The organism is Mycolicibacterium bacteremicum (assembly GCF_002086115.1).
Lineage (GTDB): Bacteria > Actinomycetota > Actinomycetes > Mycobacteriales > Mycobacteriaceae > Mycobacterium > Mycobacterium bacteremicum.
This window is the reverse complement of sequence record NZ_MVHJ01000039.1, coordinates 1-24,741: the sequence shown is the minus strand read 5'-3', so window position 1 is coordinate 24,741 and position 24,741 is coordinate 1. Positions and strand designations below refer to the sequence as shown.

The window sequence follows — 24,741 nt, the reverse complement described above, 5'->3', positions numbered from 1 at the left end:
AGGGGCTTTTACGCAACAGTCAGATCACACTTTTTTGGGACGACCGTGCAGTCCGCCCGTCCGGAGGCCCGAAACGGCAGCCCGCAGGCCCCGATTGGACCCGCTGGCTACTCTGTAACTCATGTCCGACCAGCCCCAGCACCGGCCGCCGATCGCGGTGACGGTCATCAAACTGATGTGGTGCTGCCTGCTGGCCGCAGTCATCGCCGCCGGGCTGATGTTCCCGGTCGTCGGCGGCATCGGCCTGATGTCGAACCGGGCCTCCGATGTGGTTGCCAACGGCTCGGCCCAACTGGTCGAGGGGGACATCCCCGCGGTATCGACCATGACCGACGCGCAGGGCAACCCGATCGCCTGGCTCTACACGCAGCGCCGTTTCGAGGTGCCCAGCGAGCAGATCGCCAACACCATGAAGCTGGCCATCGTCTCCATCGAGGACAAGCGCTTCGCCGAACACAACGGGGTGGACTGGCAGGGCACCCTGACCGGCCTGTCCGGCTACCTGTCCGGCAACCTGGACACCCGCGGTGGCTCCACCATCGAGCAGCAGTACGTCAAGAACTATCAGCTGCTGGTCGTGGCGCAGACCGATGCCGAGAAGCGGGCCGCCATCGAGACCACACCGGCCCGCAAACTGCGCGAGATCCGAATGGCGCTCACCCTGGACAAGACGCTGACCAAACCGGAGATCCTGACCAGGTACCTGAACCTGGTGTCCTTCGGCAACGGCGCCTTCGGCGTGCAGGACGCCGCGCAGACCTATTTCGGCATCAATGCCAGCGAGTTGAACTGGCAGCAGGCTGCCCTGCTGGCGGGCATGGTGCAGTCGACCAGCGTGCTCAATCCGTACACCAATCCCGAGGGTGCGCTCGCTCGTCGGAACGTCGTGCTGGACACCATGATCGAGAACGTGCCCGCCGAGGCCGAGGCGCTGCGCGCGGCCCGCGAGCAGCCGCTCGGGGTGTTGCCGCAGCCCAAGGAACTGCCGCGCGGCTGTATCGCCGCCGGTGACCGCGCCTTCTTCTGCGATTACGTGCTGGATTACCTGGCCCGCGCCGGGCTGAGCAAGGATCAGGTCGCCAAGGGTGGCTACCTGATCAAGACGACCTTGGATCCCAACGTGCAGGCCACCGTCAAGAACGCGGTGAACCAGTTCGCGCCGGCCGACACCCCGGGCGTGGCCAGCGTCATGAGCGTGATCCGGCCCGGCAAGGAAGCCCACCCGGTGGTGGCCATGGCCAGCAACCGCACCTACGGCCTGAACACCGAGGCCGGCGAAACGATGCAGCCGCAGCCGTTCTCGCTGGCGGGTAACGGTGCCGGTTCGGTGTTCAAGATCTTCACCGTCGCCGCGGCGATGGAGATGGGCATGGGCATCAACAGCGAGCTGCCCGTGCCCGCGGCCTTCCAGGCCAAGGGCCTGGGCAGCAGCAGCTCCCCCGGCTGCCCGCCGGCCACCTGGTGCGTCAAGAATGCCGGTGGCTACCGCGGATCGATGAACGTCACCGATGCGCTGGCCACCTCGCCGAACACCGCGTTCGCCAAGCTGATCTCCCAGGTCGGGGTCCAGAAGGCCGTCGACATGTCGGTGCGGCTGGGCCTGCGGTCCTACGCCCTGCCCGGCACCGCCCGCGATTACGACCCGGAGAGCAACGAGAGCCTCGCCGATTTCGTCAAGCGGCAGAACATCGGCTCGTTCACCCTGGGTCCGATCGAGGTCAACGGCCTGGAGCTGTCCAACGTCGCCGCGACGCTCGCCTCCGGCGGCGTGTGGTGCCCGCCCAACCCGATCGCCCAGGTCTTCGACCGGCGCGGCAACGAGGTCGCGGTGACCACCGAGACCTGCGAGCAGGTCGTGCCCGAGGGGCTGGCCAACACGTTGGCCGTCGCCATGGGCGAGGACGATCGCGGGTCCGGCACCGCGGCCGGTGCGGCCGGAGCGGCGGGCTGGACGCTACCGATGTCGGGTAAGACGGGCACCACCGAATCCAACCGGTCCTCGGCGTTCCTGGGCTTCACCAGCGAACTGGCCGCGGCCAACTACATCTATGACGACTCCACCCAGCCCAGCGAGCTGTGTTCCTTCCCGCTGCGGCAGTGCGGCTACGGCAACCTGTTCGGCGGCAACGAGCCGGCCCGCACCTGGTTCACGGCGATGAAGCCGCTCACCCCGGACACCGTGGTGCTGCCGCCGCCCGATCCGCGCTACGTCGAGGGCGGCCCCGGTTCCCGGGTGCCCAGCGTGGCCGGAATGGACGTGAACACCGCCCGCGACCGGCTGCGCGCCGCCGGCTTCCAGGTGGCCGACCAGACCACCGAAACCAACAGCGGGTCGCCGCGCGGTTCCGTGGTCGGCACCTCGCCGACGGGGCAGACCATCCCCGGTTCGATCATCACGATCCTCACCAGCAACGGCATCCCGCCGGCCCCGCCGCCACCGCCGGTCGGCATCCCGGGGCTGCCGCCGATGGTCGGTTCGACGGTGGTGCAGATCCCCGGTCTGCCGCCCATCACGGTGCCGGTGCTCGGCCCGCCTCCTCCCCCGGCACCACCGCCGCCGCCGTGATCTCGCAGTAAACTGCTGCCATGTCGCACCTGAAGAACACCGCCGCGATCGCCGCAGGCACTCTCGCCGCGGGTATCGGCTACGCGTCGCTGATCGAACGCAATGCGTTCGCCCTTCGGGGACTGACCATGCCGGTGCTCACCCCGGGGTCGACCCCGCTGCGGGTGCTGCACCTGTCCGACCTGCACATGCTGCCGCGCCAGCGCCGCAAACAGGCCTGGCTGCGGGAGCTGGCGTCGTTGCAACCCGATTTCGTGGTGAACACCGGGGACAACCTGTCGCACCAGAAGGCGGTGCCGGCCGTGGTGCAGGCGCTCGGTGACCTGCTGTCGGTGCCCGGTGTGTTCGTCTTCGGCAGCAATGACTACTTCGCGCCGAAGCCGAAGAACCCGACGAACTATCTGTTCAACAAGAAGCGCCGCATCCACGGCGACCCGCTGCCCTGGCAGGATCTGCGCGCGGCGTTCACCGAGCGCGGCTGGTTGGACATGACGCATGTGCGCCGCGAGTTCGATGTCGCCGGGTTGCGCATCGCCGCGGCCGGGGTCGACGACCCGCATCTCAAGCGCGACCGCTACGAGACCATCGCCGGGCCGGCCGACCGGACCGCCAACCTCACCCTGGGGCTCACGCATTCGCCGGAGCCGTGGGTGCTGGACCGTTTCGCCGCCGACGGTTATCAGCTGGTGATGGCCGGGCACACGCACGGCGGGCAGCTGTGCCTGCCGTTCTACGGCGCGCTGGCCACCAACTGCGATATCGACCGCACGCGGGCCAAGGGGCCGTCGCAGTGGGGGGCCGACATGAAGCTGCACGTGTCGGCCGGCATCGGCACCTCGCCGTACGCGCCGGTGCGGTTCTGCTGCCGGCCCGAGGCGACCCTGCTGACCCTGGTGGCCGCCCCGACGAAGGGGCAGGGCGTGGGGACCCGTGCCGGGCAGGCGCATCCGACCGTATCGGCACGGTGAGCGGGGACATCGCCTGTAGCCGGCCACGGGACTGGGTGGACAACGCCGTCCGGTTGATCGAGGCCGACGCCCGCCGCAGCGCGGACACCCACCTGCTGCGTTATCCGCTGCCCTCGGCGTGGGCGGACCGCCATGATGTCGCGCTGTATCTCAAGGATGAGACGACGCACATCACCGGCAGTCTCAAGCACCGGTTGGCCCGGTCGCTGTTCCTGTACGCGCTGTGCAACGGATGGATCGGCGAGGGCACCACCGTCATCGAGGCGTCGTCGGGTTCCACCGCGGTGTCGGAAGCGTATTTCGCGGCTCTGCTCGGGGTGCCCTTCATCGCGGTGATGCCGCGGTCGACCAGTTCGACCAAGGTGTCGTTGATCGAATCCCAGGGCGGGCGTTGCCATTTCGTGGACAGCGCGGCGCAGGTGTACGCCGAGGCCGAACGCCTGGCGCAGCAGACCGGCGGGCACTACCTGGACCAGTTCACCAACGCCGAACGCGCCACGGATTGGCGCGGCAACAACAACATCGCCGAGTCGATCTTCGAACAGATGATGCAGGAGAGCCATCCGGTGCCGGACTGGATCGTGGTGGGCGCGGGCACCGGCGGCACCAGCGCGACGATCGGCCGCTATCTGCGCTATCGACGCCACGCCACCCGGTTGTGCGTGGTGGACCCGGAGAATTCCGCGTTCTTCCCGGCCTACGAGCAGGGCTGTCTGGACATCGAGACGGGGATGTCATCACGCATCGAGGGAATCGGGCGGCCACGGGTGGAGCCGTCGTTCCAGCCAGGCGTGGTCGACCGGATGATCACCGTCCCGGACTCGGCGTCGGTGGCCGCCGCCCAGCATGTGAGCCGGGTTCTGGGGCGCCGCGTCGGACCGTCGACCGGCACGAACGTGTGGGGCGCCTTCGGGCTGCTGGCAGAGATGGTCGCCGCGAGGCGAGGCGGGTCGGTGGTGACGCTGATCGCCGACAGCGACGATCGCTACGCGGACACCTACTTCAGCGACGAGTGGCTGGCCAGCCAGCGGTTGTATCCGTCGGCGTCGGCCGCCAAGCTCTCGGAGTTCGAGTCCACGGGCAGCTGGTCCTGATCGTCGCGGTCGGAAACGCCGGTGGCCGGCCCGCGTCCGGACACGAAGAGCCACAGCGCCGCCAGGGCGAAGAAACCGATGTAGATCGTCGCACCCAACCCGGTCATGTCTGCCTCGTTTCTGTCCTCGGACTCCCGCGACGGTGCCCGTTACCGTCTACAACGCCGCCGGGGCGGGAGTTGCTTCCCGCTGCTGTTACCGACCTGGATTCCCACTTGCCCGCCAGGCTGAAACCCGGCGGCGGAGCCGTCGCCGCGCGCCGGCCTCGGGCGGCATCCAGGCAACCGGAGGCCGTTTGGCTTTCCGCCCCCCCGGTGCGATACGCTGTCGTGGCTTCACGCGGGGTGTGGCGCAGCTTGGTAGCGTGCTTCGTTCGGGACGAAGAGGTCGTGGGTTCGAATCCCGCCACCCCGACTCGTGTTTATACAGGTAGAAGGCCCTGACTGGTTCTCCAGCTCGGGGCCTTCTTCTTTTCCAGTCCGCAGCTGGTCCGCAGCGAGTTCCAACGCTTTCAATCGAGCTGCGTCCAGTGCAGCCGAAACCTGCTCCAGATCGTCAGGGAACAGGTCGGCGTAGGTGTCGAGGGTAAGCACGGCGGAGGCGTGGCCGAGCATCGTCTGAACGGCCTTGACGTTCGCACCGGCGCTGATCGACAGCGACGCGGCTGTGTGCCGCAAGTCATGAGGGGTGACGGTGGGAAAGGCCGGCAAGTGCTCCTGGACTCGCTTGACGGCCACATTGAAGACACGCGGTCGCCACGTGGACACTCGCAGAACGGCTCCCTCTGCCGATGCGAACACTAAATCCCCGCGTTGCTTGCCGACCATCAACGCAGCGAGCGGCTCGGCGAGGAAGGCGGGGAAGGGCACCGAGCGACGCTCATGAGACTTCGGCGTGGACCACACCAGCTTTCCGCCAACCTCGGCAACGGCCTCGCGGATATTCACCCGACGGCGCAGCATGTCGAACGATTCCACCCGCAGCGCTGCCATCTCCCCCCAACGCAGGCCGGTATAGGCCAGGAACCGGACCACGGTGGCGTAATCACCCACTTCGTCAGCCAGAAGCTCCACCTGTGGGTGGGTGAGATAGCCCCTCGACCGATGCTGTCGTCGCGGCGCCTTGACGCCGGAACAGGGATTGCGCGGAATCCGTCGGTCGTCGACCGCCATCTCCAGAATCTGCCTTAGCACGCTGAGGGCGTTCTCGATGGTCGCCGGCTTCGCACCTCCCGCAGCAAGCTCCTGCACCCAAGTCCTGACGTCCGAGGACTGCACGTCGGCCACGGAAACCGATGACCACCTGCTCTCGACGTAACCCGACCAGGCGAACGCCCGTGTGGCCACCGTCGTCTCCTTCAAATGACCTTGTGTCCCAAGCCATTTGACATGAAGCTCACGGACCGTGATCCGTCCCGCTTTCGGCGCGACGTACGTTCCCGTGGTTTGGGCAGCCGTTATCTCGTTCAGCCACGCCTGCGCGTCGACCTTGCGGTCGAACGAACGGGTGTTCTCCTGGCTTTGATCGTCTACATATCTGGCCAGCCAGCGACGCCCCTTGCCGGCCCGGGCCGTGGGGCTTCCGTCGGCTCGGCGCCACCTGTCCTCGACACCGCTTCGGCGATTACGTCTCTGCATGAGCAACTCCTCAGCTCCCGGACACAGTGTCACATCCACCACCGACAGCCGATGAAAACGTTCGGCTGTAGTCGATTCGTAAGTGAATTGCACGCTAGTGGTGGACAAACCGATAGCACCACCACCAACGTTGGATTCGTTGACAGGAAACACTTCAGGGAGGAACAACATGGATCTACTGAGTGCGAAACAAGTTTCGGACATCATCGGCGTCCCGGTCGGAACGCTCCGCTACTGGCGCCACTGCGATATCGGGCCGGCCAGTTTCACCTTGGGCCGCAAAGTCGTGTACCGACGCGACGAGGTACTGCGATGGATCTCGGAGCAAGAAACGGCAACTCGGCGTGGAGGCGGAGACGCCGCGTGAACTTAATCCACGAAAAAGACCCCGGGGCCTAGCCGAGGTCTTTGTTCGAACCACCCGGTCACCCAACACGGAAGTTCCACATGAGAATAGCTCGTCACTGCGCCCTGCTGAAGCGTGGCGATCAGGACAACCAATGAGCGACAACGAAACCGAGAAGAAGTCAGTCGCCGCCCGCCTGGTCGGCATGGCCCAGGAGCGGTACCTGCTCGGAGTCTCAGATGAAGGCGAGCCGTTCGGCGCTGACCGCGCTCGCCCACACCTGGTAATGCTGCTCCGCGCCGGTAGGGCCGGCCTACGCGCCGACCTCGCTGCCCGTTATTTCGCCGAAACCGGCACAGTCGCCGGCGGCCAGGCCCTTACCGACGCAACTTTAATCCTCGAAGGACTGGCCGCCTCGACACCGCCCGAACGTCTGAACCTTCGCGTCGCCGATCATGACGGCGCAATCTACGTTGACACCGGACGGTCCGATGGTCACGCGATCCGTATCGGACACGGGCGGTGGATGCTCACCGAACGTGCACCGGTGCGCTTTCTGCGCACCAAACTGACCGGAGCGATGCCGCTACCAGTCGAGGGCGGCGATGTCCAGAAGCTCTGGGACTTCGTCAACATCGACTTCGAGGACCGACCGGTCCTCCTTGCTGCACTCGTTGCCGCACTCGTACAAAGCGATGTCCCACACCCGATCTTGGCGCTCTTCGCGGAGCAGGGTAGCGCCAAGAGCACGACTACCCGCATGCTGGTTGATCTCATCGACCCATCACCGGTCCCTCTGCGGCAGGCACCCCGCGACGCGGACTCATGGGTCACCGCCGCATCCGGGTCGTGGGTGGTTGCCCTCGACAACCTCTCCACGATTCCTGCGTGGTTGTCGGATTCCCTTTGCCGCGCCGCGACCGGCGACGGCAACGTCAAACGAGCCTTGTACACAGACTCCGATCTAGCGGTGGTCAAGTTCCGCCGTTGCGTCATCATCAACGGCATTGATGTCGGCGCTGTGCGACCCGACCTCGCAGAGCGACTGGCGACGGTCGACCTGCGACGCATTGATCGTCACATGCGACAACCGGAAGCCACCATGCGACAACAGTGGCGCACGGCCCTACCAGGCATTCTGGGCGGACTCCTCGACCTGGCCGCCTCGGTCCATCAACGCCTGGAAACCATCGCGGTCGACGTGTCGCCACGGATGGCGGACTTCAGTCGCACGCTGGCGGCCGTCGACGAAGTTTTGTCGACCAATGGCTTCCGGCGGTACTTGTCGCGCGCGAACCAACTCTCTGAGGACAGTCTGTCCGCTGACCCCTTCATCGAACGGCTACGCCAGGGCATCCGGGAACCACTGATCGGAAAGTCCGGAGGCGACCTGCTGGCAGCCGTCACCCCGGCCGGCGACACCTGGCGGAAGCCCAAGGAGTGGCCGAAGAACGGCCGGGACGTCACAGCACTTCTGCGCCGACATGCACCTGCGCTGCGCAGTCTGGGCTGGGCGATCGAAGACGACGGAGGTCGAAATCATCGGAACGTGTTGCTCTGGACTGTCTACCCGCCCTACAAAGATGTGTTGGCCAAACAAGCCTCGCAACCCTCGCGTCCCTCGCGCATTTCGCCTGCGCCAGACGGATCGTCTTACGTTCGGGATCTGCCGGCTTGATCGGGCAGAATTGGTTCAGAACAGTGATTGGGGTTGGTGTGAACGCCCATTTCGACGCAATCGTCCAGGCGGTCGTACACGACTGGCCTGACTACGGATGGTCCGGTGAGCTAGCCGCGGCCATCAAACACTGGTACCTGACGGGACTCGCTTTTCCGTCGACGTGGTCCAGCGATCGCTGCGAGGAGTTCGCGGAGATCCAGGCCGACGACGATGCCCTTCTTCTCACAACAGCTCTGGACGATCTTGTCGATACCGTCACCGCTCGGTACGCGCGTGACCACGGCGTACTCCCGCATCGTGACGACGCGACGTTGCTACTTGCAGCGGCGCGACGAGACGTCCTCGACGAGCTGGAGCTCCGTTTCGAGGTCGAACTGCCCGCGGAGATCGCGGCGGCAACGGCGCACGGATTGCACAGGGCAGACAACAGTCTGACCGCGTGCGGGCCGACACAGCGGCGACAGGACGGCTCACTGCGCCGCCAACGAGTTAGAGGCCGCTGAGGTCTTCAGCTGCGGTACGGATAAACGGCTTTGGCAAGATCACGCGCCGCCGTCAGAGTCGCCCGGTCGAGATCTTTCCGTCGTGCTCGCTCCGTAAGCCTCGCCAACAGCAGGCACAGCGCCTGTTCGTCTCGGGATGCGATATCCGCGGCGTCTAGAGCGGTAACGGACACAGGCGCCGGTGGATCCGCACGCAATGCTTCGGGCTCTGCGAACGAGCCGGCTCGTGGGACCTCGATGACGCGGATGGGCGCACCATGGCGCTCGGCTGCCATGCGGGCCGCAGATGCATCACGCCGGCACGAGTCAGAGCAGTAGAGCCGACGGCGTCCGCGGCGAGGTCGGTCCTCGGGATCCATCATCAACGCATCGCATCGCACACACCGCGGCCACTCCATGTCCGTGCGAGCGGTCCCGCGGGCACCAGGCTGCGCAGCAACCGGTCCTTTCGTCCCCTTGCTATGCAGCACCGCGCGTATCTCGCTGACATCGACACCCACGAGTTCCGCGATGGACGCCAGCGTCTCGCCGCGATCTCGCATATATCTGATCGACGCACCCGCTTCGGCGAAATAGCGACGGCGTCTGCTCTGCGCCTCTGCGGTCACTTGTTGACGTGTCTGGGCGAGGCGACGCCCCTCCCATTCGTCCACGTCGTGCAAGCGTCCAATCACCGCCCGCACGGCGGTCGCGTCCTCTGCGTTGGCGCGCTGCCGCTGCGCTCGCAATTCGTTCATCTTCCGTTGCGCCTCACGGGCGCGATGACGCGCTTCCAATTTCGACACGGCACTCATGTCGACAAGCTACGGCGCGACGCACGGCATGGTCCACGACCACAGCCACCTTCGTTTGGCACCCGAACATTGTTGAGCCGTCCTGGTGGTGTCGCTCGCTGGAGCGCTGACCTCACTCTCGCGTGACCAACCCGCCTCGTGTAAAGCCATCCCTTCCAGCCAATACCGCTCAGTGCCACACACCTCTTGCACTCAGGGCCCGTGAACCGCGATTATCGACGGCCGAAATTCGTTCTCCGGCGCACGCGGCGGAGGTGGCCAGGCGTGAATGCACGTCCCGCTCGAACCCGCTGCGGATCGCTAGATGGCGTAGTTCAGGCCCGGATTCGCGCACTATGGCGCACCACCTGCATCGAGAGACGTCGGGCAGTCGGAGTCCGTCTGTGTGTACGTTCATGGCGCAACCTGCCACACGAAGTGTGCGCACCGGCGCTGGTGACCCGGCGCCGAATTCCTCGGTCAAGACGCTTCAGGCGGGGACATCCCATGCTGTCTACGGGCTGATTCTCCACCAATATGGCCGATGTCCCGACAACTACTCAGGGATCGGATCATTCCGTTGTCGAACGTACTTCCATCGGGCGTTGCCTGCGATCGGAGTCGGGTTAAACGGCTCCGCCTTTGCATTTCGGGGTCGCTGCCGTTGCTTACAGAGCCCCGTGCCGGCATCAGGTGACTATCTGTCTCGGTGGACGGTGCGCCCCGTCTGACCGCCGCGTGCTCCTGGGCTTCACCCGGTCGCCGCCGTCGTCCACAATTTTGCGGCGGGCGGCGAGGAAATCGTCGACGATGTTGGCGCAGTCCTTGTGGGTCACGGTGCGAATCCCAGTCATGCGTGCGAAGGCCAGCGGGCCGACGAGTTGACACAGCGCCAATTCAAGGTCGAAGTCATCGAGTTCGACCCGAGCTACATCGCCGTTGAGTAGCGCGTCGAACGGCTGTCGGTACTGGTCGACGACTCGGGCCCGCAGAGCCCCCGACGCGTGGCGATCGTCGGTCTCGTCCTTGGCGCCGGTCGGCCCGAGTGAGAGCCATGCCAGGGTGGTGACGTGCAGCGGGGCATCATTGAACAGGGCGGCTTGGCGTGTGAGCAGCTCAATCAATTGGTCGCGCAAGGAACCGCCGGTGGGTGCCGGTGTGGTCACCTGCGGCAGTAGCCGCTCGAACGTCGCGGCAAGCAGATGCGACGAGCTTTGAAAATGCCGATAAAGAGTGGTGCGGGCCACCTTGGATGCTTTGGTGACAGCATCGATAGTGACGGCCTCGACGCCTCCGGTGCTCAGAAGTGTCGCAGCAGCATCTAACAACCGGTTGCGTGATCGTATCCGCCGCGGGTCGATGTCGTCATCATCGTGCAAGGGTGGCGTACTGCTGTCGCTCACAGGTCACCTCGGCTGTCGATTTCAGGCGATGTCGCACCCGGAAGATTAACAGTTATGGTACCAAGAGTATCGCAGCGAAACTAAAAGTATCTGGAGTGTTCTCGTGTCAGATTGTGCGGTCCCGTCGGAACGGCTGCCTTCGCATACCCCGACCTGCATGGGGTGTGGCCCGGACAATCCGCACGGCCTGCACGTGGAGGTCTACCGCAGTGCAGATTCGGTGTATGCCGATGTCACATTCGACGAGCGCCACATCGGAGCCCCCGGCCTGGCGCATGGTGGGGCAGTCGCCGCCGCGTGCGATGACGTGCTGGGCTTCACGCTGTGGATTGCCGGCACACCTGCGGTGACGCGCTCGCTGACGGTGGAGTATCTGCAGCCAGTGCCGCTGCACCGGCCCCATCGGATCACCGCGCACATCAGCGCCCGCGAGGGACGGGCGCTGCATGTCGCGGCGATCGGAACGTGTGAAGGGGTCACCCGGTTCACCGCGAGCGCAGTATTCATCGTGGTCGATACCGCACATTTCGCCGCCCACGGCGACATCAGTGGGTTCAGAGAGATCCTCGAGCAGTTCTCCCGCCGCGGCGATCAAACACCATGACCATCGCCAGCACCCAGGCGAGCGGCACGGCCACCGGGCTCGACGAGGAGCATCCGACGGCCGATCAGGTTCACACAGCCGGGGTGCCACGTCCGCGCGTCTCAGCCCGTCGTCGCGAGGCCATCATGGATGCCGCCCTGGTTATAGCTGCCACCGGCGGTTACGACGCGGTGCACATGCGGACGGTCGCCGAGCACGTCGACATCGCCGTGGGCACGCTGTACCGCTATTTCCCGGCCAAAACCCACCTGCTGGTAGCGGCACTGAACCGAGAATTTCAGCGTCTCGATGTCGCCGGTAACTGGACAAGCGGTGCCGGCACACCGCGGCAGCGATTGGAGCGACTGACCACCCACCTGCACGACCGGTGGCAGCGCGAGCCGCTGCTGACCGACGCCATGACCAGGGCCTTTGCCGTGGCCGACACTCGCGCCGCCGCGGAACTCGATTCTGCCGCCGCAACGATCCACACGCTGCTGGCCCGCACCCTCAGCGCGGGCGAGCCGACACCGGCACATCTGGTTGTCGCCGGCGTCATCTCCGACATCTGGTTGGCCAACCTGCTCGCTTTTATCAGCGGGCGGGTGTCCGCGGAGGAGACCCGTGACCGCATCGACCGCGCAATTCAGCGGCTACTCGACAACGCCGCGCAATCAAAAAAGCTGTAACGCTACTTCTAGTATCGCAGCGATACCTGCCGTACCCTTGGAGTGCGACTCAACGCTGCGTCGAAGGAGAAGGCCATGTACACCCAATGGATCGAAGATTGTGTCGTGCAACGGGTTTCGGTGCGCGACGGCTTGGTGCTCGACCTGGACGACTACAACGAAGTCGTCATCTCGCGCCCCCTGCTGCTCACCCTGCCCGCAGCAGATCGCTTTCCCGCCGAGACGGTCCTCATCAACCCGCTGCAGATCTCGGTGTACGAGCGTCCGCTGCTCAATCTGGCCGGCGCAGTGTGCACCCAGGCCTGGTCGGGCGACGACGGAGGTTTACACCTGGGCTTTTCCCGCGGGCACCGCATCGACGTCAACCCCGACGAGCAGGTCACCGCGTGGGAGCTGTACGGCAAGCGACACGGCTACATGGCCTGTTTGCCGCACGGGCGTGTCCGCGTGGTCCGACACGACATCCCCGAATCCGACGACGCCAACATCGTGAACCGATAAGCCCCACCACGCCGACCCCACTGGACTATCCGATTTTCGCTACATAATGTAGCGTAGCGATACCATTGGTATCGTAGATCTAGGGGGTTCGGTGACCGACCGCACGACAGGCTCCTCACCAACACCGGCCCCCCGCGCTGCCCGGCACGAGACTCCGGCCGATCCCGCATCCAGCCGTGAGTACAGCGCTCGGCTCGCAGCGTTGGCACGATTCACTGTGCGGCACAAAGCCTTGACCATCGGTGTGTGGATCGGCGCCGCGATCGTCCTGGCGCTGCTGTTCCCTCAGCTGGAAACGGTGGTGCGCCAGCAGTCGGTGGACTTGATCCCGCGCGACGCCCCGTCGCTGCAAACGGTGGAGCGGATGAGCACCGCCTTCAACGAACAAGGCTCGAAAACCATGCTGTTCGTGGCCATGGAAGACCCAGCCGGCCTGACCCCGGCAAGCCAACAACGCTACGACCGCCTCCTGCAACGACTGCGCGCTGACAGCGAGCACGTCCTGTTGGTGCAAGATCTGCTGGCCGATCCCATCACCAGAACCCAGGCCGTCAGCGCCGACGGCCAATCGTGGTACCTGCCGGTGGGCGTGACCGGCACGCTAGGTGACCCGACCGCTGCGGAGTCAGTCAGCGCGGTGCGTGACATGACCGCCGAAGTGTTCGCCGGTTCGTCCACGACCGCCCAGGTGACCGGGCCACCGGCGACGTTCAGCGACATGATCGCCGCAGCCGAGCACGACCTGCTGCTGATCTCGATCGCCACCGCCGTCATGATCGCCCTGATCCTGCTGATCGTCTACCGATCGGTGTTCACCGCACTGCTACCGCTGCTGGTCATCGGGCTGAGCCTGGCCGTCGGGCGCGGCGTCCTGTCCGCGCTGGGCGAGATGGGTATGCCGGTCTCGCAATTCACCGTCGCGTTCATGACCGCGATCCTGCTCGGCGCCGGCACCGACTACACCGTGTTCCTGATCAGCCGCTACCACGAGCAGCGCCGCGCTCAGGTACCGGCCGAGCAGGCCATCATCCACGCCACCGCCAGCATCGGCCGCGTCATTCTGGCCTCCGCCGCCACCGTGGCCCTGGCCTTCCTGGCCATGGTGTTCGCCCGCTTGAGCGTGTTCGGCGCCCTAGGCCCGGCATGCGCCATCGCGGTCCTGTTCGGTTTCCTGGCCACCGTCAGCCTGCTACCGCCCGTGCTGGCGTTGGCCGCGAAGCGGGGCATCGGTGAACCCAAATCCGATCGCACCCGCCGGTATTGGAACAGTGTCGCCGTGGCGGTGGTGCGCCGTCCGGTGCCACTGCTGATTGTCAGCCTCGTCATCCTGCTCGCATTGTCAGCGGTAGCCGCGACCATCAAAATCAGCTACGACGACCGCAAAGGTCAACCCGCCACCACCGCCAGCAACCAGGGCTACCAACTGTTGGACCGCCACTTCCGCAAAGACGTCGTCATCACCGAATTCCTCGTCGTCGAGAACCCCACCGACATGCGCACCGGCAAAGGACTGGCCGACCTGGACGAAATGGCCTCCCGCGTCTCCCAGGTTCCCGGTGTCACCAAAGTCTCCGGAGTCACCCGCCCCACCGGAGAACGCCTCGATCAAGCACAACTGGCCTGGCAAAACGGGCAGATCGGGGACAAGATGGCCGGCGCGGTCGCCGACGGCAACGCCCACCGAGACGACCTCACCAAACTCACCGACGGCGCCGATCAACTCGCCGGCGGACTGGCCCAACTCGACACCACCGTGCGCACCGCACTGGCTCCCCTGGCAGGCATCCTCACGCATGCCCAATCCGCCGGCGCTCAGGTCAACCAGTTCCGTCCACTGCTGCAACAACTCTCAGCAACGGCCCCTGCGGTCGATCAGGCCATCCAAGCCGGCCCCGGCCTACGCCCCCTGGCCGACCAAGCACAACACGCCATCACCACCTTGGAGCCGCTCGTGGGTGCCCTCAACACCTCGCCGTGGTGTGCCACCACACCCCAATGCGCCCAGATCCGCGACCAAGTACAGATCCTGACCACCCTGCGCAACAACGGATTCTTCACCGAAATCGCTGACCTCGGCGACCGCTACAACCCCGCCAGCAACGCCACCGTCGCCGGCACCCTTACCACCGTCCAAAACGCAGTCATCTCACTGGACAACGCCTTCGGGGCGTTGGGAAACCCCACTGACCTGGCCGGCAACCTGCGCCGCCTCCAAGACGGGATCGGCCAACTCGCCTCCGGCGCCCAAGCGTTGGCCACCGGTGTGCGCACTCTGGCCGACAGCAACATCGAAATGCTCTCCGGCATGAGCCAGATCGCCACCCAACTCCAAAACTCTGCACGCGCTGCCCAGGACTCCGACTCGGCAAGCGGTTTCTACCTGCCCGCCAATGCCTTCGAGAATCGCCAATTCACCGACGTCGCCGAACAATTCCTATCACCAGACGGCAAAACAGCACGGTTCATGATCGAAACCAGCTACGACCCCTACAGTGTCGAGGCCATGGATCTCGCCAACCGCGTCACCGCCACCGCCAACGCCGCACGCCCGAACACCTCACTGGCTGAGGCCACTGTCTCAGTCGCCGGCTTCCCAGCCGTCAACTCCGACATCCAACGATTCCTCTGGGCAGACTTCGCCCAACTTGCGCTGGCCACCACAGTCATTGTCGGCATCATCCTGGTGCTGCTGCTACGCGCACTACTGGCACCGATCTACCTGCTCGGCACCGTCCTGCTCAACTACCTGGCCTCGATCGGATTCGGCGTCCTGGTATTCCAGTGGATCCTCGGACACGAAATCGCCTGGCCCGTACCACTATTGGCATTCATCATCCTCGTCGCCGTCGGAGCCGACTACAACATGCTGCTCGTCTCCCGACTACGCGAAGAATCCGGAAGCAACATCCGCGTCGGTGTGCTGCGCACCGTCGCCAACACCGGCGCCGTCATCACCTCCGCTGGCCTGATCTTCGCCGTCAGCATGTTCGGCCTCATGGTCGGCTCGGTAGCCATCATGATCCAAGCCGGCCTCATCATCGGCTTCGGGCTACTGCTCGACACCTTCCTCGTGCGCACCCTGACCGTGCCCGCCATCGCCACACTCCTGCGCGAAGCCAGCTGGTGGCCCACCAGACCAAACACCAGCACAACCTGAATAACCCCTTTGCGCTCCGCCCATACACGGAAAGTCGACAAGCAACGAGTCAAAAAGGGGCGACCGGCTGCCGGCCAAACCTGTCAGCGTTGACTGCGCTCAGCGTGGAATTCGCCCCACCCGAATACGACCCCTACGCCGGTAGTCTCTTTTCGACGGACAAATTCGCGGTTCAATCGCTGTCGGCCGACCGCGACCCGACTCCAGTACCCACGCGCAAATTGATAATCGCTGACCTACTACCCCTCGGGCCATCTCTGGGGCGGCGGCGACGAAAGGGAGCATGATGGTTTGAACAGGCCAGCGCCGACCAGCCGCAGACCGGAGCCACGCGAGGATCGCGAGGATCGCGAGGATAAAAAGCAACTGTGATCTCGCGATGAACGCCCCTCGAAGTCATCGCACGGCGTCAGGGCCGGTGTCAGGAACTCATTTCGGCGTCGTCGGAGCCCAGAGACTCGAAGCCCTCGACGTAGGCATCCACACACTGCTGCAGCACCATCAGCGAAAGAGGCATGACCGCCTCGGCATCCACGTCGTCAACATGCGAACCGTCTGCGAGAAAGAATCCGCCAGTGCTGAGCTCGATGTCGATCCAGAAGCGGTGCAGGTCTTTCAGGATGGTCAGCGCATCGACGAACAGCTCGACGTCCGGGTCGGCTTCCGGATCGACCAAGTACCTGACGAGCTCGTGGGTCAGCGAGTGGCGATGCGCGTAAATCAGATTCAACCGGTCCGCCTGCGACTGGGTGATAGCACCGCTGTTGACGAGCCACAGTAGCGACGCTCGGAATCTCTTCTTCGGCGCCAAAGACAGAACTTCGTGCTGGTAGCGCTGTCGCTCCCGATCCGTCATCGGAGCGCCCGGTTCCAGGCCGCAGCAGTAGAACTCTCGCACCCTTTCGAGCACCGCCTGTTGGATCATCTCGTGAGTGATCTGGTAAAGGCCTGCGAACGCCAATGTGCCTCTGATGACGTCCGGTTGCAGCTTCGCTCTCAAGCGGCGCTCGTACCCGATCGGATCGTCCTGGTAACCCACCGCTCAGTACTCCAGGACCGTCAACACGCTGTCGCATTGAAAGATTCGGTCATACCGCCCAGTCGTGCGCTGCCGCAAGATCCCTTTCTCCACCAGCTTGGCGATCGCAGTATTCGCAGCCTGATAGGAGACGCCGTGCAACGTAGCTGCGACCGACGCCGTGATCATCGGGTAGCCGACCAAGTCGTCAGCGATCCGCAACGAGACTCCCTTGGCCCCGCGTAACGTCTCTTGGAAGCCCTCTCGGAGAGCCAGCAACTTGTCCACCCGATCGATCACCTCTAATGCCTCGGCGTGAATCGCCGCAGAGATGAAGCACACCCATTCATCCCAATCACCGGTCTGGGACACCCGAAGCAGGCCATCCTGATACTCCGCGCGATGCTGTTCCAGCCAAGGCGAGATGTTGAGCACGGGAAACTGCAGATCGCCGGCGCTCATGAGCTGCAGCGCCATGACGAGGCGACCGAGGCGGCCATTGCCGTCATGGAACGGGTGCAGCGTCTCGAACTGATAATGCGAGACCGCCACACGGATGATCGTTGGAATGGAGGTGGATCCCCGAACCCAGTCTTGCCATTGACGAAGACCATCGAGCAGCCGATGGTCGGCCGGCGGTGGCACGAAGCGCGCGGACGTCACACGCCGGTTGCCCAAACCGATGAAGACCTGGGTCGTTCGCACGCTGCCAGCATGCGAGCCGTCACTGGTCGTCCCTCGCAGCAGCTCACGCTGCAGGTCCTCGAGCATCCGCACCGAGATCGGCTGGCCTTCGGCCACCATTTCGTAAGCCCGCTCGGCAGCCGTCACGTAATTCCTGACCTCACTGACCGAGCCGGTCAGCTCATCATCCTCAAGAAAGTCGGCCTCGAACACGTCGGAGAGGAAGGCGTAGGTCCCCTCCAGCGCGGAGGTGCTCACCGCTTCACGACGAGTGGCCGGCCGCGCCAGAAGACCAGGATTCGGCAACAACGACGACGCCTGGTCAGCGCGCGCCATCGCCGCGGCGGCATCGATGACCGCCGCGTACGTGTCGGCCTTCAAATCAAAACTGGCCGGTAGCGGATCTGGAACAAAGGCGACGTATTCGTATTCTTCGCCGATCCGGGGGTCGTGCCCCGTTATCGACACGAGCTGCCCGATCGGGCTGCGACGCAGCGCTTCGACATCCATACGGTCCGCCCAACCTTGAATTCTGTATGTGTAATTTCAAGGTTAGCGTCTCAACCTTGAAAACCATCACTGGGTTTTCAAGGTTGCCGCTAGCACCCCGGGTGCATCTCATCGGGCGGGCCAGTCCGCAGTCAGTCCGCAGTAAATCTGCGGGTTGCCGATGCCACCCAACATCGCCAACGCCTCTGCCAGGACATTTGAGCTTCACCCAACAAATCAAACTTCATCAAACGCCCTGGTGTGGTGGTTCGGGACGAAGAGGTCGTGGGTTCGAATCCCGCCACCCCGACTCGTGTGACGGCAAGTGAGAGGCCCTGACCGGTAAATCTGGTCTGGGCCTTTCTACTTCTCGTTTACTTCTCGGTCCGCAGCCGGTCCGCAGCGGCAGAAGCGTGTCCGATCATCACCTGAACGGCATTCACGTTGATGCCCGTGGTCGCGGCCGCACGTTATTGGCAGCAAGTCGGATCGAGCACGGCACACAACGCATGCAGGGCTTCCGGGTGCACGTGGTGAATCACCGGTTGTTCATTTGCAGCCTGATTCGATAGCTGTCAATATCGATGCATGTCGAATTCAGCCGACCTGACCGACGCATGTTGCATCACCCCGCCGCTGATGAACGAACCGCTGAGTGAGCAGGCCGCGGTCGAGATGGCCAAGAGACTCAAGGCGTTGGCGGACCCGGTGCGACTGCGACTGTTCAGCGCCATCGCCAGCCATGCCGGCGGTGAAGCCTGCGTCTGCGACATCTCAGGCGGTATCGACGTCTCCCAACCTACGGTGTCCCATCACCTGAAAGTCCTGCGCGACGCCGGTCTGCTCACCTCGCAGCGGCGGGCCTCATGGGTCTACTACGCCGTCGTCCCGGAGGCCCTGGGCGAATTGTCCGCCCTGTTGAACCTCGAAACCGCACACCTCACGGAGGCGACCGCATGACCGACACCACCGCGTCGGCACCGGTCGCGGCGAACCTCTCAACCCTGGACCGCTTTCTGCCGGCGTGGATCGGCATCGCCATGGTCGCCGGGCTACTCCTGGGCCGATCGATCCCAGGCCTGAACACTGCATTGGAAAGCGTTCAGCTTGACGGCATTTCGTTGCCCATCGCGCTCGGCCTGCTGATCATGATGTATCCCGTGCTGGCGAAGGTTCGCTATGACCGCCTCGACACCGTGACCGGCGACCGCAAGCTGCTGCTGAGTTCATTGTTCCTGAACTGGGTGGTCGGGCCCGCACTGATGTTCGCGCTGGCCTGGCTGATGCTGCCGGACCTGCCTGAGTACCGGACCGGCTTGATCATCGTCGGCTTGGCCCGCTGCATCGCCATGGTCATCATCTGGAATGACCTGGCCTGCGGTGATCGTGAAGCCGCCGCCGTGCTGGTCGCGCTGAATTCGATCTTCCAGGTCGTCATGTTCGCCGTCCTGGGCTGGTTCTACCTGTCGGTGTTGCCCGGATTGCTGGGCCTGGAACAGACCACCATCGACACCTCGCCCTGGCAGATCGCCAAGTCGGTGCTGATCTTCCTCGGCATCCCCCTGCTGGCCGGCTACGGCTCGCGCCGCCTCGGGGAGAAGGCCAAGGGCCGCGACTGGTACGAATCGACGTTCCTGCCCCGCATCGGGCCCTGGGCGCTCTACGGGCTGCTATTCACCATCGTCATTCTCTTTGCGCTCCAGGGCGACCAGATCACCAGCCACCCGCTGGACGTGGTGCGGATTGCGTTGCCGCTACTAGCGTACTTCGCCATCATGTGGGGTGGCGGATACCTGCTCGGTGCGGCGATCGGCCTGGGCTATCAACGCACCACCACCCTGGCGTTCACCGCCGCCGGCAACAACTTCGAACTCGCCATCGCAGTGGCCATCGCAACCTACGGTGCGACCTCCGGACAGGCCCTGGCCGGAGTCGTCGGCCCGCTGATCGAGGTTCCGGTCCTGGTCGCCTTGGTCTACGTATCACTGGCCCTGCGGCAGCGTTTCTCCGATCAAAGCACTGTCAGTTCAGCCACTACTTCGACGACGAAGGAGTCGTAACACCATGTCCGACAGTCCCGCCACGCTCCGGCCGCACCGCGACCTGTCCATCGATCAACAGCACGCCCTCAAAACCGCGGCGACACGTCTCGAACGCGACTTCGCCGACAGCTTCGGCGTCGAGACGATCGAACGGTTTCTGCACACCTCCTACGACCAGTTCGCCGGCCGCGCCACGGTACCCAATTTCCTGCCGTTGCTCGCCGAACGGTTCGCCCGCCAGCGCCTGCACGCCCTTGCCCGGGTGGAAGGCAAGATCACTGACGGCAAGCCCACCGTGTTGTTCCTGTGCACCCACAACGCCGGCCGTTCCCAGATGGCGCTGGGCTACTTCGCCCATCTCGCCGGTGACGCCGCCGTGGCCTGGTCGGGCGGATCCGAGCCGGGTGACCGCATCAACCCGTCCGCCGTGGCAGCGATGGCCGAAGTCGGAATCGATATCACCAGCGAATTCCCCAAGCCCTGGACCGACGAAATCGTCCAGGCCGCCGACGTGGTGATCACCATGGGCTGCGGCGACGCCTGCCCCATCTTCCCCGGCAAGCGCTACGAGAACTGGGAGCTGCCCGACCCAGCCGGCCAGGACGTCGACGCGGTGCGCCCCATTCGCGACGACATCGAGGAACGCGTCCGGCGCCTGCTCTCCGACCTCACCGTGACTATCCGGGGCATCTGATACAGATGAGCGAATCCCGCACGCCCTCAGTGCTGTTCGTCTGCGTCAAGAACGGCGGAAAGTCCCAGATGGCCGCCGGGCTGATGCGCCAGCTTGCCGGGGATTCCGTCATCGTGCACTCGGCCGGCACCAAGCCGGGTGGTGCGGTCAACGATCTGTCGGCCGAGGTCCTGCAGGAAGTCGGCGTCCACATCACCGGCGAACAGCCCAAACTGATCGACTACGAACTTGCCCGCGACGTCGATCTTGTGGTGACGCTGGGCCGGGAGGCACAACTGGATCCGCTGCCCGGTCCGCAGATTCAAAACTGGGACACCGACGAACCATCCGAGCGGGGCATCGACGGGGTGGAACGAATGCGGCTGGTCCGCGACGACATCGCCGCCCGGGTGCGCGAGCTGCACACGACACTCACCGACTCCAAGTCCTGATCCCCAAGCTCTGGACGCTGCAGCGCTGCAGCACCCCCTTTCCGCTCGTCACGCCGAAACCATCACGCAACCAGTAATTTTCGTGCTGTTCGTGGTCGGCGCGCGTCCCGACGTAGAATTGTGCGCTGACGCCGGGGCCACGAGCGCTCGCCTGCTCGGCGCCCAACCTGTCGGACACCGTGGTGCCGAAGTCTCCGAGCGGGTGGACATTTCGCACCCGCACTCCTCCACGAGTTGAGCGTCGAACGCTTCTCAACAGCGCTGGACCTGTCCTACACTTCGCTGCTCGGATCAGCCTAAAATGCAACACAAATGGCTAACCAAGACGCGGGCCCGCGAGCTCCGGGCGAAAGCGCTCGGCTTACCCGGTCTAGCTGCAGCCGTTGTTATACCCCGACCATGGGGACTGGTTTCTCAGCTCGCGGCCTGGTGACCACCGCCATCAGCGCACCGACCGCGGCGATCGCGCTGAGGGCCACGAACATCGCGGCGTAACCGCCGAGGAAGCTGGCTAGGGCAGCCCCGACAAACGGACCTACCGCAGTCGCGATCATGATCGGCGCGTTCAACAGTGCGCTGAGGTGGCCGTAATGGGTTGAGCCCCAACGCTCAGTGACTGCGGTGGCCTGTAGCAAAGTCATGACGCCGCGCATCACCCCGGCACCGATCGCCACGATCACCAGTGCGACGTAGTTGCTGAATACGCCCAGCAAGGCAGTGGTGGCCGCGACACCGGCCATAATGAGCACGGTACGGGGCACAGCTCCGACGCGACGTACCAGGGTTTGATAACTCAACCGTCCCAACACCTGGCCGGCACCACCCAGGCCGAGCGCCAGTGCGGCGGCGCCGGTGCCGATGCCCCGTTGGTTCATCAGCGGCACCAGGTTGGCGATCACGGCGTAGGACGCCAGGCCGGACAACGCGAACGCCGCCACCAAAGCTAGGAACGACCACGATCGCGCGGTGCGGGTGGCCGGCTCCACAACATGCTCGGTCATGATGGGCGGCCATGGGCGCCGGAGCCCGAAGAAGTGCGCCGGAATCGTGACCGCCGCCAACACGGCCGCCAGCACAAGATAGGTGTTCCGCCAAGTCAGCTGGGCGGACAGGGCGGCGGTCAATGGGGCGAACACGGTGCTGGAGAAGCCGGCCACCATGGTCAGCACCGTGAGTGCCCGCACCGCGTCCGTGCCGAAGAACCGGGTCAGCGCCGCGAAGGCGGGTGCATAGAAGACGGCGCTCATCGCGACGCCAGAGAACACCCAGGCGGCGACGAACCCGCCGAAGTTGGGTGCGGCCACCACTGCGAGCACCGAACCGACGCCCAGCACCGATCCGCCGGTCATGATCCAACGCGGACCGACCCGGTCCAGCCGCCGGCCGACCGGGATGCCCACCAATGCGGAGGTTACCAACCCGGCGGAGAAGGCAGCGGTCACCGAAGGTGCCGACCAACCGGTGTCGGCGCTGATCTGCGGGGACAGCACGGTGAAGGCATAGTAGAGCACGCCCCAGCTGGTGATCTCGGTGACGCACAGCGTCAACAGCACCCAGCGCAGCCCGCGGGCCGCACTGGGTGCCGACTGAGTCTCGGTCTTGGTCATCCGCCAGCAGAGTTGAGCGACAACGGTTGCGGCGTCGAGGGCGCGTCGCAACATCCGCCGCCGGTGTTCTCGGTGTCGGGGCTGTCGAACAGACCTGCACCGTTGCAGACTCCGGTGTCGGGCAGCGTCAGTTCCACCCGGCGCGCCGCCTCGTGATCGCCAGCCAGCTCGGCAGCGATGCTGCGGACCTGCTCGTAACCGGTCATCGCCAAGAAGGTGGGCGCTCGTCCGTACGATTTCATGCCGACGATGTACAGGTCGGGTTCGGGATGCCCCAGCTCGCCAGCCCCGTGCGGCGCGACGCTGCCACATGAGTGCATATTCGGGTCGATCGACCCCGCCAGCTTGACCGGTGCCTGCAGGATCGGGTCCAGTTCGATTCGCATCTCCGATAGGAACGACAAATCCGGCCGGAAACCGGTCAGGACCACGACGTGATCCGCCGGCGGCAGCGACCGGCCACCCTCGGCCGCCATCACCGCACGCCCGCCGGACAGGTCGATTCGTTCGGTTCGGAATCCGGTCTGTAGCGAGACGCGCTGTGCGTCAACGGCTTCCTTGGACCGGACTCCCAGGGCGCCACGCTGCGGGAGCTCATCAGCGGTGCCACCTCCGAAGGTGTCACCGGCGACCCCACGGCGCAGTAGCCACGTGACCGTGGTAGACGGATCGCGTCGGACCACCTCGCCGAGCTGGATCACTGCAGTCATCGCGGAATGTCCGCTGCCGACCACCACCACATGCCTGCCCGCCCAGGCGGAGGCCTGGGCATGCGTCGGCGGAACGTAGGTCAGCACACCGGCTTCTGCAGCGGCCTTCTCGCCGATGGCGGGAACACCGTCCGCGCCTGCAGGATTGGGCTGACCCCAGGTGCCTGACGCGTCGATGACCGCACGCGCCTGGACACGACACTCGGTGCCGTCGGCGTTGGTCACATGCACCACGAACGGGGCGTCGGCTCGACCTGGCGTGACCAGCCGGTCACGACCCAGCCGGGACACCGCCACCACCTTCGCACCGAACCGGACCTGCTTACCAAGCGCCGCGGCCAGTGGCGCCAGGTAGTCGTCGATCCACTCACGGCCGGTAGGAAACCCTGCCTGCGCGGCTATCCATCCGGTCGGTTCCAACAGCCGGACCGCGGCCGGGTCCACCAGCTCGGGCCAGGGTGAGAACGTGCGTACATGCGCCCATTGCGCGACTGCCGCACCGGGACCCGGACCCGCCTCCAACACCAGGGGTGCCAGCCCGCGCTCCAACAGCTGGGCGGCCGCGGCCAGACCCAGCGGTCCAGCGCCGATCACCACGACGGGCAGCTCTGCCATCTCCAGTCCTTCCATCGACATTCTTCGATGGATTGATGCTGCGCGATCCATCGAAGTTTGTCAATGCGTGTGTCATCATGGACGGCATGGGATCCGTGAGCGCCGACGATGTGGCCGCCTGTTGCTCACCTCTGACTGGCGGCGTTCTCGACAACGCGGCCGCCGAGCGCCTCGCCGCCGCCTTCAAGGCTCTCGCCGACCCGGCCCGGGTCAAACTGATATCCCTGATCGCGGCCACCGACCGGGGCGAAGCCTGTATCTGTGACCTCACCGAACCGCTCGGCCTGAGCCAACCCACGGTGTCACACCACATGAAGCTGCTGGTCGATAGCGGCCTCGTCAGCCGCGATCAACGCGGGAAGTGGGCGTACTACCGCGTCAACGCCACGGCACTGGGCCGGATCGCCACCGCCGTGACACCACTGCAGCGGTGACGCTGCGCGTCCGTCCTTGCCGCAGGGGCTAATTCAACCTGCGCAGCCGCGGTTCCAGATCGCGTTTGAACAGTTCCAGGAACCGGCGCTGGTCATGCCCGGGAGCATGGAACACC

Annotated in this window: 21 protein-coding genes, 1 tRNA gene and 1 pseudogene; 16 read left to right on the top strand and 7 right to left on the bottom strand. The window is 65.0% G+C overall.

Annotation, left to right across the window (positions count from 1 at the left end; translation table 11 throughout):
- Window positions 1-121 precede the first annotated feature (121 nt).
- From ponA2 to BST17_RS26300, 4 genes are all read left to right on the top strand, one after another.
- On the top strand, window positions 122-2,566 hold the full coding sequence (gene ponA2 / locus BST17_RS26320; protein WP_083061931.1) for a transglycosylase/D,D-transpeptidase PonA2: 2,445 nt from the start codon (window positions 122-124) through the stop codon (window positions 2,564-2,566).
- 20 nt (window positions 2,567-2,586) lie between these two features.
- Window positions 2,587-3,534 (top strand): metallophosphoesterase, encoded by a 948-nt coding sequence (locus tag BST17_RS26315; RefSeq protein WP_083061929.1) that lies wholly within the window; start codon window positions 2,587-2,589, stop codon window positions 3,532-3,534.
- Entirely contained in the window at window positions 3,531-4,628 is a 1,098-nt protein-coding gene (cds1, locus tag BST17_RS26310) for an L-cysteine desulfhydrase Cds1 (RefSeq protein ID WP_083061926.1), read from the top strand. The genes BST17_RS26315 and cds1 overlap by 4 nt, the downstream gene beginning before the upstream one ends.
- 340 nt (window positions 4,629-4,968) lie before the next feature.
- Window positions 4,969-5,042: transfer RNA gene (locus tag BST17_RS26300), tRNA-Pro, on the top strand.
- Window positions 5,043-5,251: 209 nt separating this feature from the next.
- Here BST17_RS26300 and BST17_RS29780 read toward each other — a convergent pair.
- Window positions 5,252-5,800 (bottom strand): annotated as a pseudogene (locus tag BST17_RS29780) (tyrosine-type recombinase/integrase); the annotation flags it as partial.
- Between the two features lie 634 nt (window positions 5,801-6,434).
- Here BST17_RS29780 and BST17_RS26290 point away from each other — a divergent pair.
- The 3 genes from BST17_RS26290 to BST17_RS26280 all read left to right on the top strand — a co-directional run bounded on the left by BST17_RS26290 (window position 6,435) and on the right by BST17_RS26280 (window position 8,795).
- Complete coding sequence (locus tag BST17_RS26290; RefSeq protein WP_083061922.1) at window positions 6,435-6,632, top strand: helix-turn-helix transcriptional regulator; 198 nt, start codon at window positions 6,435-6,437, stop codon at window positions 6,630-6,632.
- 133 nt (window positions 6,633-6,765) lie between these two features.
- Entirely contained in the window at window positions 6,766-8,289 is a 1,524-nt protein-coding gene (locus BST17_RS26285; RefSeq protein ID WP_083061920.1) for an AICE element replication initiation protein, read from the top strand.
- 38 nt (window positions 8,290-8,327) lie between these two features.
- On the top strand, window positions 8,328-8,795 hold the full coding sequence (locus tag BST17_RS26280) for a hypothetical protein (RefSeq protein WP_083061918.1): 468 nt from the start codon (window positions 8,328-8,330) through the stop codon (window positions 8,793-8,795).
- Between the two features lie 5 nt (window positions 8,796-8,800).
- Here BST17_RS26280 and BST17_RS29105 read toward each other — a convergent pair whose 3' ends face one another.
- Both BST17_RS29105 and BST17_RS26275 read right to left on the bottom strand, forming a co-directional pair.
- A complete protein-coding gene (locus BST17_RS29105; RefSeq protein WP_133053603.1) occupies window positions 8,801-9,589 on the bottom strand; it encodes a hypothetical protein in 789 nt (262 codons plus the stop codon).
- A 668-nt stretch (window positions 9,590-10,257) separates the two neighbouring features.
- On the bottom strand, window positions 10,258-10,971 hold the full coding sequence (locus BST17_RS26275) for a TetR/AcrR family transcriptional regulator (RefSeq protein WP_083061917.1): 714 nt from the start codon (window positions 10,969-10,971) through the stop codon (window positions 10,258-10,260).
- 157 nt (window positions 10,972-11,128) lie between these two features.
- Here BST17_RS26275 and BST17_RS26270 point away from each other — a divergent pair, with 157 nt between their 5' ends.
- From BST17_RS26270 to BST17_RS26255, 4 genes are all read left to right on the top strand, one after another.
- Window positions 11,129-11,575 carry a PaaI family thioesterase gene (locus BST17_RS26270; RefSeq protein ID WP_109750310.1) on the top strand — a complete coding sequence of 149 codons (447 nt, stop codon included), beginning with the start codon at window positions 11,129-11,131 and terminating at the stop codon, window positions 11,573-11,575.
- Window positions 11,572-12,243: a TetR/AcrR family transcriptional regulator gene (locus BST17_RS26265; protein WP_083061913.1), complete on the top strand. Its 672-nt coding sequence runs from the start codon at window positions 11,572-11,574 to the stop codon at window positions 12,241-12,243. Before BST17_RS26270 ends, BST17_RS26265 begins: the two co-directional genes overlap by 4 nt.
- A 75-nt stretch (window positions 12,244-12,318) precedes the next feature.
- The gene (locus BST17_RS26260; protein ID WP_083061911.1) at window positions 12,319-12,744 is read left to right on the top strand and encodes a DUF6188 family protein; all 426 of its coding nucleotides are present in this window, start codon (window positions 12,319-12,321) and stop codon (window positions 12,742-12,744) included.
- Between the two features lie 91 nt (window positions 12,745-12,835).
- The gene (locus BST17_RS26255; protein WP_083061909.1) at window positions 12,836-15,901 is read left to right on the top strand and encodes an MMPL/RND family transporter; all 3,066 of its coding nucleotides are present in this window, start codon (window positions 12,836-12,838) and stop codon (window positions 15,899-15,901) included.
- A gap of 421 nt (window positions 15,902-16,322) precedes the next feature.
- On the opposite strand, the gene BST17_RS26250 is transcribed toward BST17_RS26255, so the two are convergent.
- Window positions 16,323-16,940, bottom strand: a complete 618-nt coding sequence (locus BST17_RS26250; protein WP_083061907.1) for a hypothetical protein — start codon at window positions 16,938-16,940, stop codon at window positions 16,323-16,325.
- A gap of 3 nt (window positions 16,941-16,943) precedes the next feature.
- On the bottom strand, window positions 16,944-18,113 hold the full coding sequence (locus BST17_RS26245) for a Fic family protein (RefSeq protein WP_083061906.1): 1,170 nt from the start codon (window positions 18,111-18,113) through the stop codon (window positions 16,944-16,946).
- A 567-nt stretch (window positions 18,114-18,680) separates the two neighbouring features.
- Here BST17_RS26245 and BST17_RS26240 point away from each other — a divergent pair.
- From BST17_RS26240 to BST17_RS26225, 4 genes are read left to right on the top strand one after another with little or no spacing between them, the layout of a single operon-like run.
- Window positions 18,681-19,052, top strand: a complete 372-nt coding sequence (locus tag BST17_RS26240) for an ArsR/SmtB family transcription factor (protein ID WP_083061905.1) — start codon at window positions 18,681-18,683, stop codon at window positions 19,050-19,052.
- Window positions 19,049-20,152, top strand: a complete 1,104-nt coding sequence (arsB, locus tag BST17_RS26235; RefSeq protein WP_083061904.1) for an ACR3 family arsenite efflux transporter — start codon at window positions 19,049-19,051, stop codon at window positions 20,150-20,152. Before BST17_RS26240 ends, arsB begins: the two co-directional genes overlap by 4 nt.
- 4 nt (window positions 20,153-20,156) lie before the next feature.
- The gene (locus BST17_RS26230) at window positions 20,157-20,828 is read left to right on the top strand and encodes an arsenate reductase ArsC (RefSeq protein ID WP_083061903.1); all 672 of its coding nucleotides are present in this window, start codon (window positions 20,157-20,159) and stop codon (window positions 20,826-20,828) included.
- A 5-nt stretch (window positions 20,829-20,833) separates the two neighbouring features.
- Window positions 20,834-21,259 carry an arsenate-mycothiol transferase ArsC gene (locus tag BST17_RS26225; RefSeq protein WP_083061902.1) on the top strand — a complete coding sequence of 142 codons (426 nt, stop codon included), beginning with the start codon at window positions 20,834-20,836 and terminating at the stop codon, window positions 21,257-21,259.
- 386 nt (window positions 21,260-21,645) lie between these two features.
- Here BST17_RS26225 and BST17_RS26215 read toward each other — a convergent pair whose 3' ends face one another.
- Together BST17_RS26215 and BST17_RS26210 are read right to left on the bottom strand one after the other, a co-directional pair.
- Window positions 21,646-22,866, bottom strand: a complete 1,221-nt coding sequence (locus BST17_RS26215) for an MFS transporter (RefSeq protein WP_083061898.1) — start codon at window positions 22,864-22,866, stop codon at window positions 21,646-21,648.
- Entirely contained in the window at window positions 22,863-24,191 is a 1,329-nt protein-coding gene (locus BST17_RS26210; RefSeq protein WP_083061964.1) for an NAD(P)-binding domain-containing protein, read from the bottom strand. Before BST17_RS26210 ends, BST17_RS26215 begins: the two co-directional genes overlap by 4 nt.
- 35 nt (window positions 24,192-24,226) lie before the next feature.
- On the opposite strand from BST17_RS26210, the gene BST17_RS26205 reads away from it, so the two are divergent.
- Window positions 24,227-24,625 (top strand): ArsR/SmtB family transcription factor, encoded by a 399-nt coding sequence (locus BST17_RS26205; RefSeq protein WP_407937771.1) that lies wholly within the window; start codon window positions 24,227-24,229, stop codon window positions 24,623-24,625.
- The last annotated feature ends 116 nt before the right edge of the window (window positions 24,626-24,741 follow it).

Bases quoted from the DNA above. Each gene is read 5' to 3' on its own strand.
- ponA2 (WP_083061931.1), top strand. From the start codon at position 122: ATGTCCGACCAGCCCCAGCACCGGCCGCCGATCGCGGTGACGGTCATC.
- BST17_RS26285 (WP_083061920.1), top strand. From the start codon at position 6,766: ATGAGCGACAACGAAACCGAGAAGAAGTCAGTCGCCGCCCGCCTGGTC.
- BST17_RS26245 (WP_083061906.1), bottom strand. From the start codon at position 18,113: ATGGATGTCGAAGCGCTGCGTCGCAGCCCGATCGGGCAGCTCGTGTCG.
- BST17_RS26210 (WP_083061964.1), bottom strand. From the start codon at position 24,191: ATGGCAGAGCTGCCCGTCGTGGTGATCGGCGCTGGACCGCTGGGTCTG.
- BST17_RS26230 (WP_083061903.1), top strand. From the start codon at position 20,157: ATGTCCGACAGTCCCGCCACGCTCCGGCCGCACCGCGACCTGTCCATC.
- BST17_RS26240 (WP_083061905.1), top strand. From the start codon at position 18,681: ATGTCGAATTCAGCCGACCTGACCGACGCATGTTGCATCACCCCGCCG.
- BST17_RS26260 (WP_083061911.1), top strand. From the start codon at position 12,319: ATGTACACCCAATGGATCGAAGATTGTGTCGTGCAACGGGTTTCGGTG.
- arsB (WP_083061904.1), top strand. From the start codon at position 19,049: ATGACCGACACCACCGCGTCGGCACCGGTCGCGGCGAACCTCTCAACC.
- BST17_RS26205 (WP_407937771.1), top strand. From the start codon at position 24,227: ATGCTGCGCGATCCATCGAAGTTTGTCAATGCGTGTGTCATCATGGAC.
- BST17_RS29105 (WP_133053603.1), bottom strand. From the start codon at position 9,589: ATGAGTGCCGTGTCGAAATTGGAAGCGCGTCATCGCGCCCGTGAGGCG.
- BST17_RS26265 (WP_083061913.1), top strand. From the start codon at position 11,572: ATGACCATCGCCAGCACCCAGGCGAGCGGCACGGCCACCGGGCTCGAC.
- BST17_RS26315 (WP_083061929.1), top strand. From the start codon at position 2,587: ATGTCGCACCTGAAGAACACCGCCGCGATCGCCGCAGGCACTCTCGCC.
- BST17_RS26270 (WP_109750310.1), top strand. From the start codon at position 11,129: ATGGGGTGTGGCCCGGACAATCCGCACGGCCTGCACGTGGAGGTCTAC.
- BST17_RS26225 (WP_083061902.1), top strand. From the start codon at position 20,834: ATGAGCGAATCCCGCACGCCCTCAGTGCTGTTCGTCTGCGTCAAGAAC.
- BST17_RS26290 (WP_083061922.1), top strand. From the start codon at position 6,435: ATGGATCTACTGAGTGCGAAACAAGTTTCGGACATCATCGGCGTCCCG.
- BST17_RS26215 (WP_083061898.1), bottom strand. From the start codon at position 22,866: ATGACCAAGACCGAGACTCAGTCGGCACCCAGTGCGGCCCGCGGGCTG.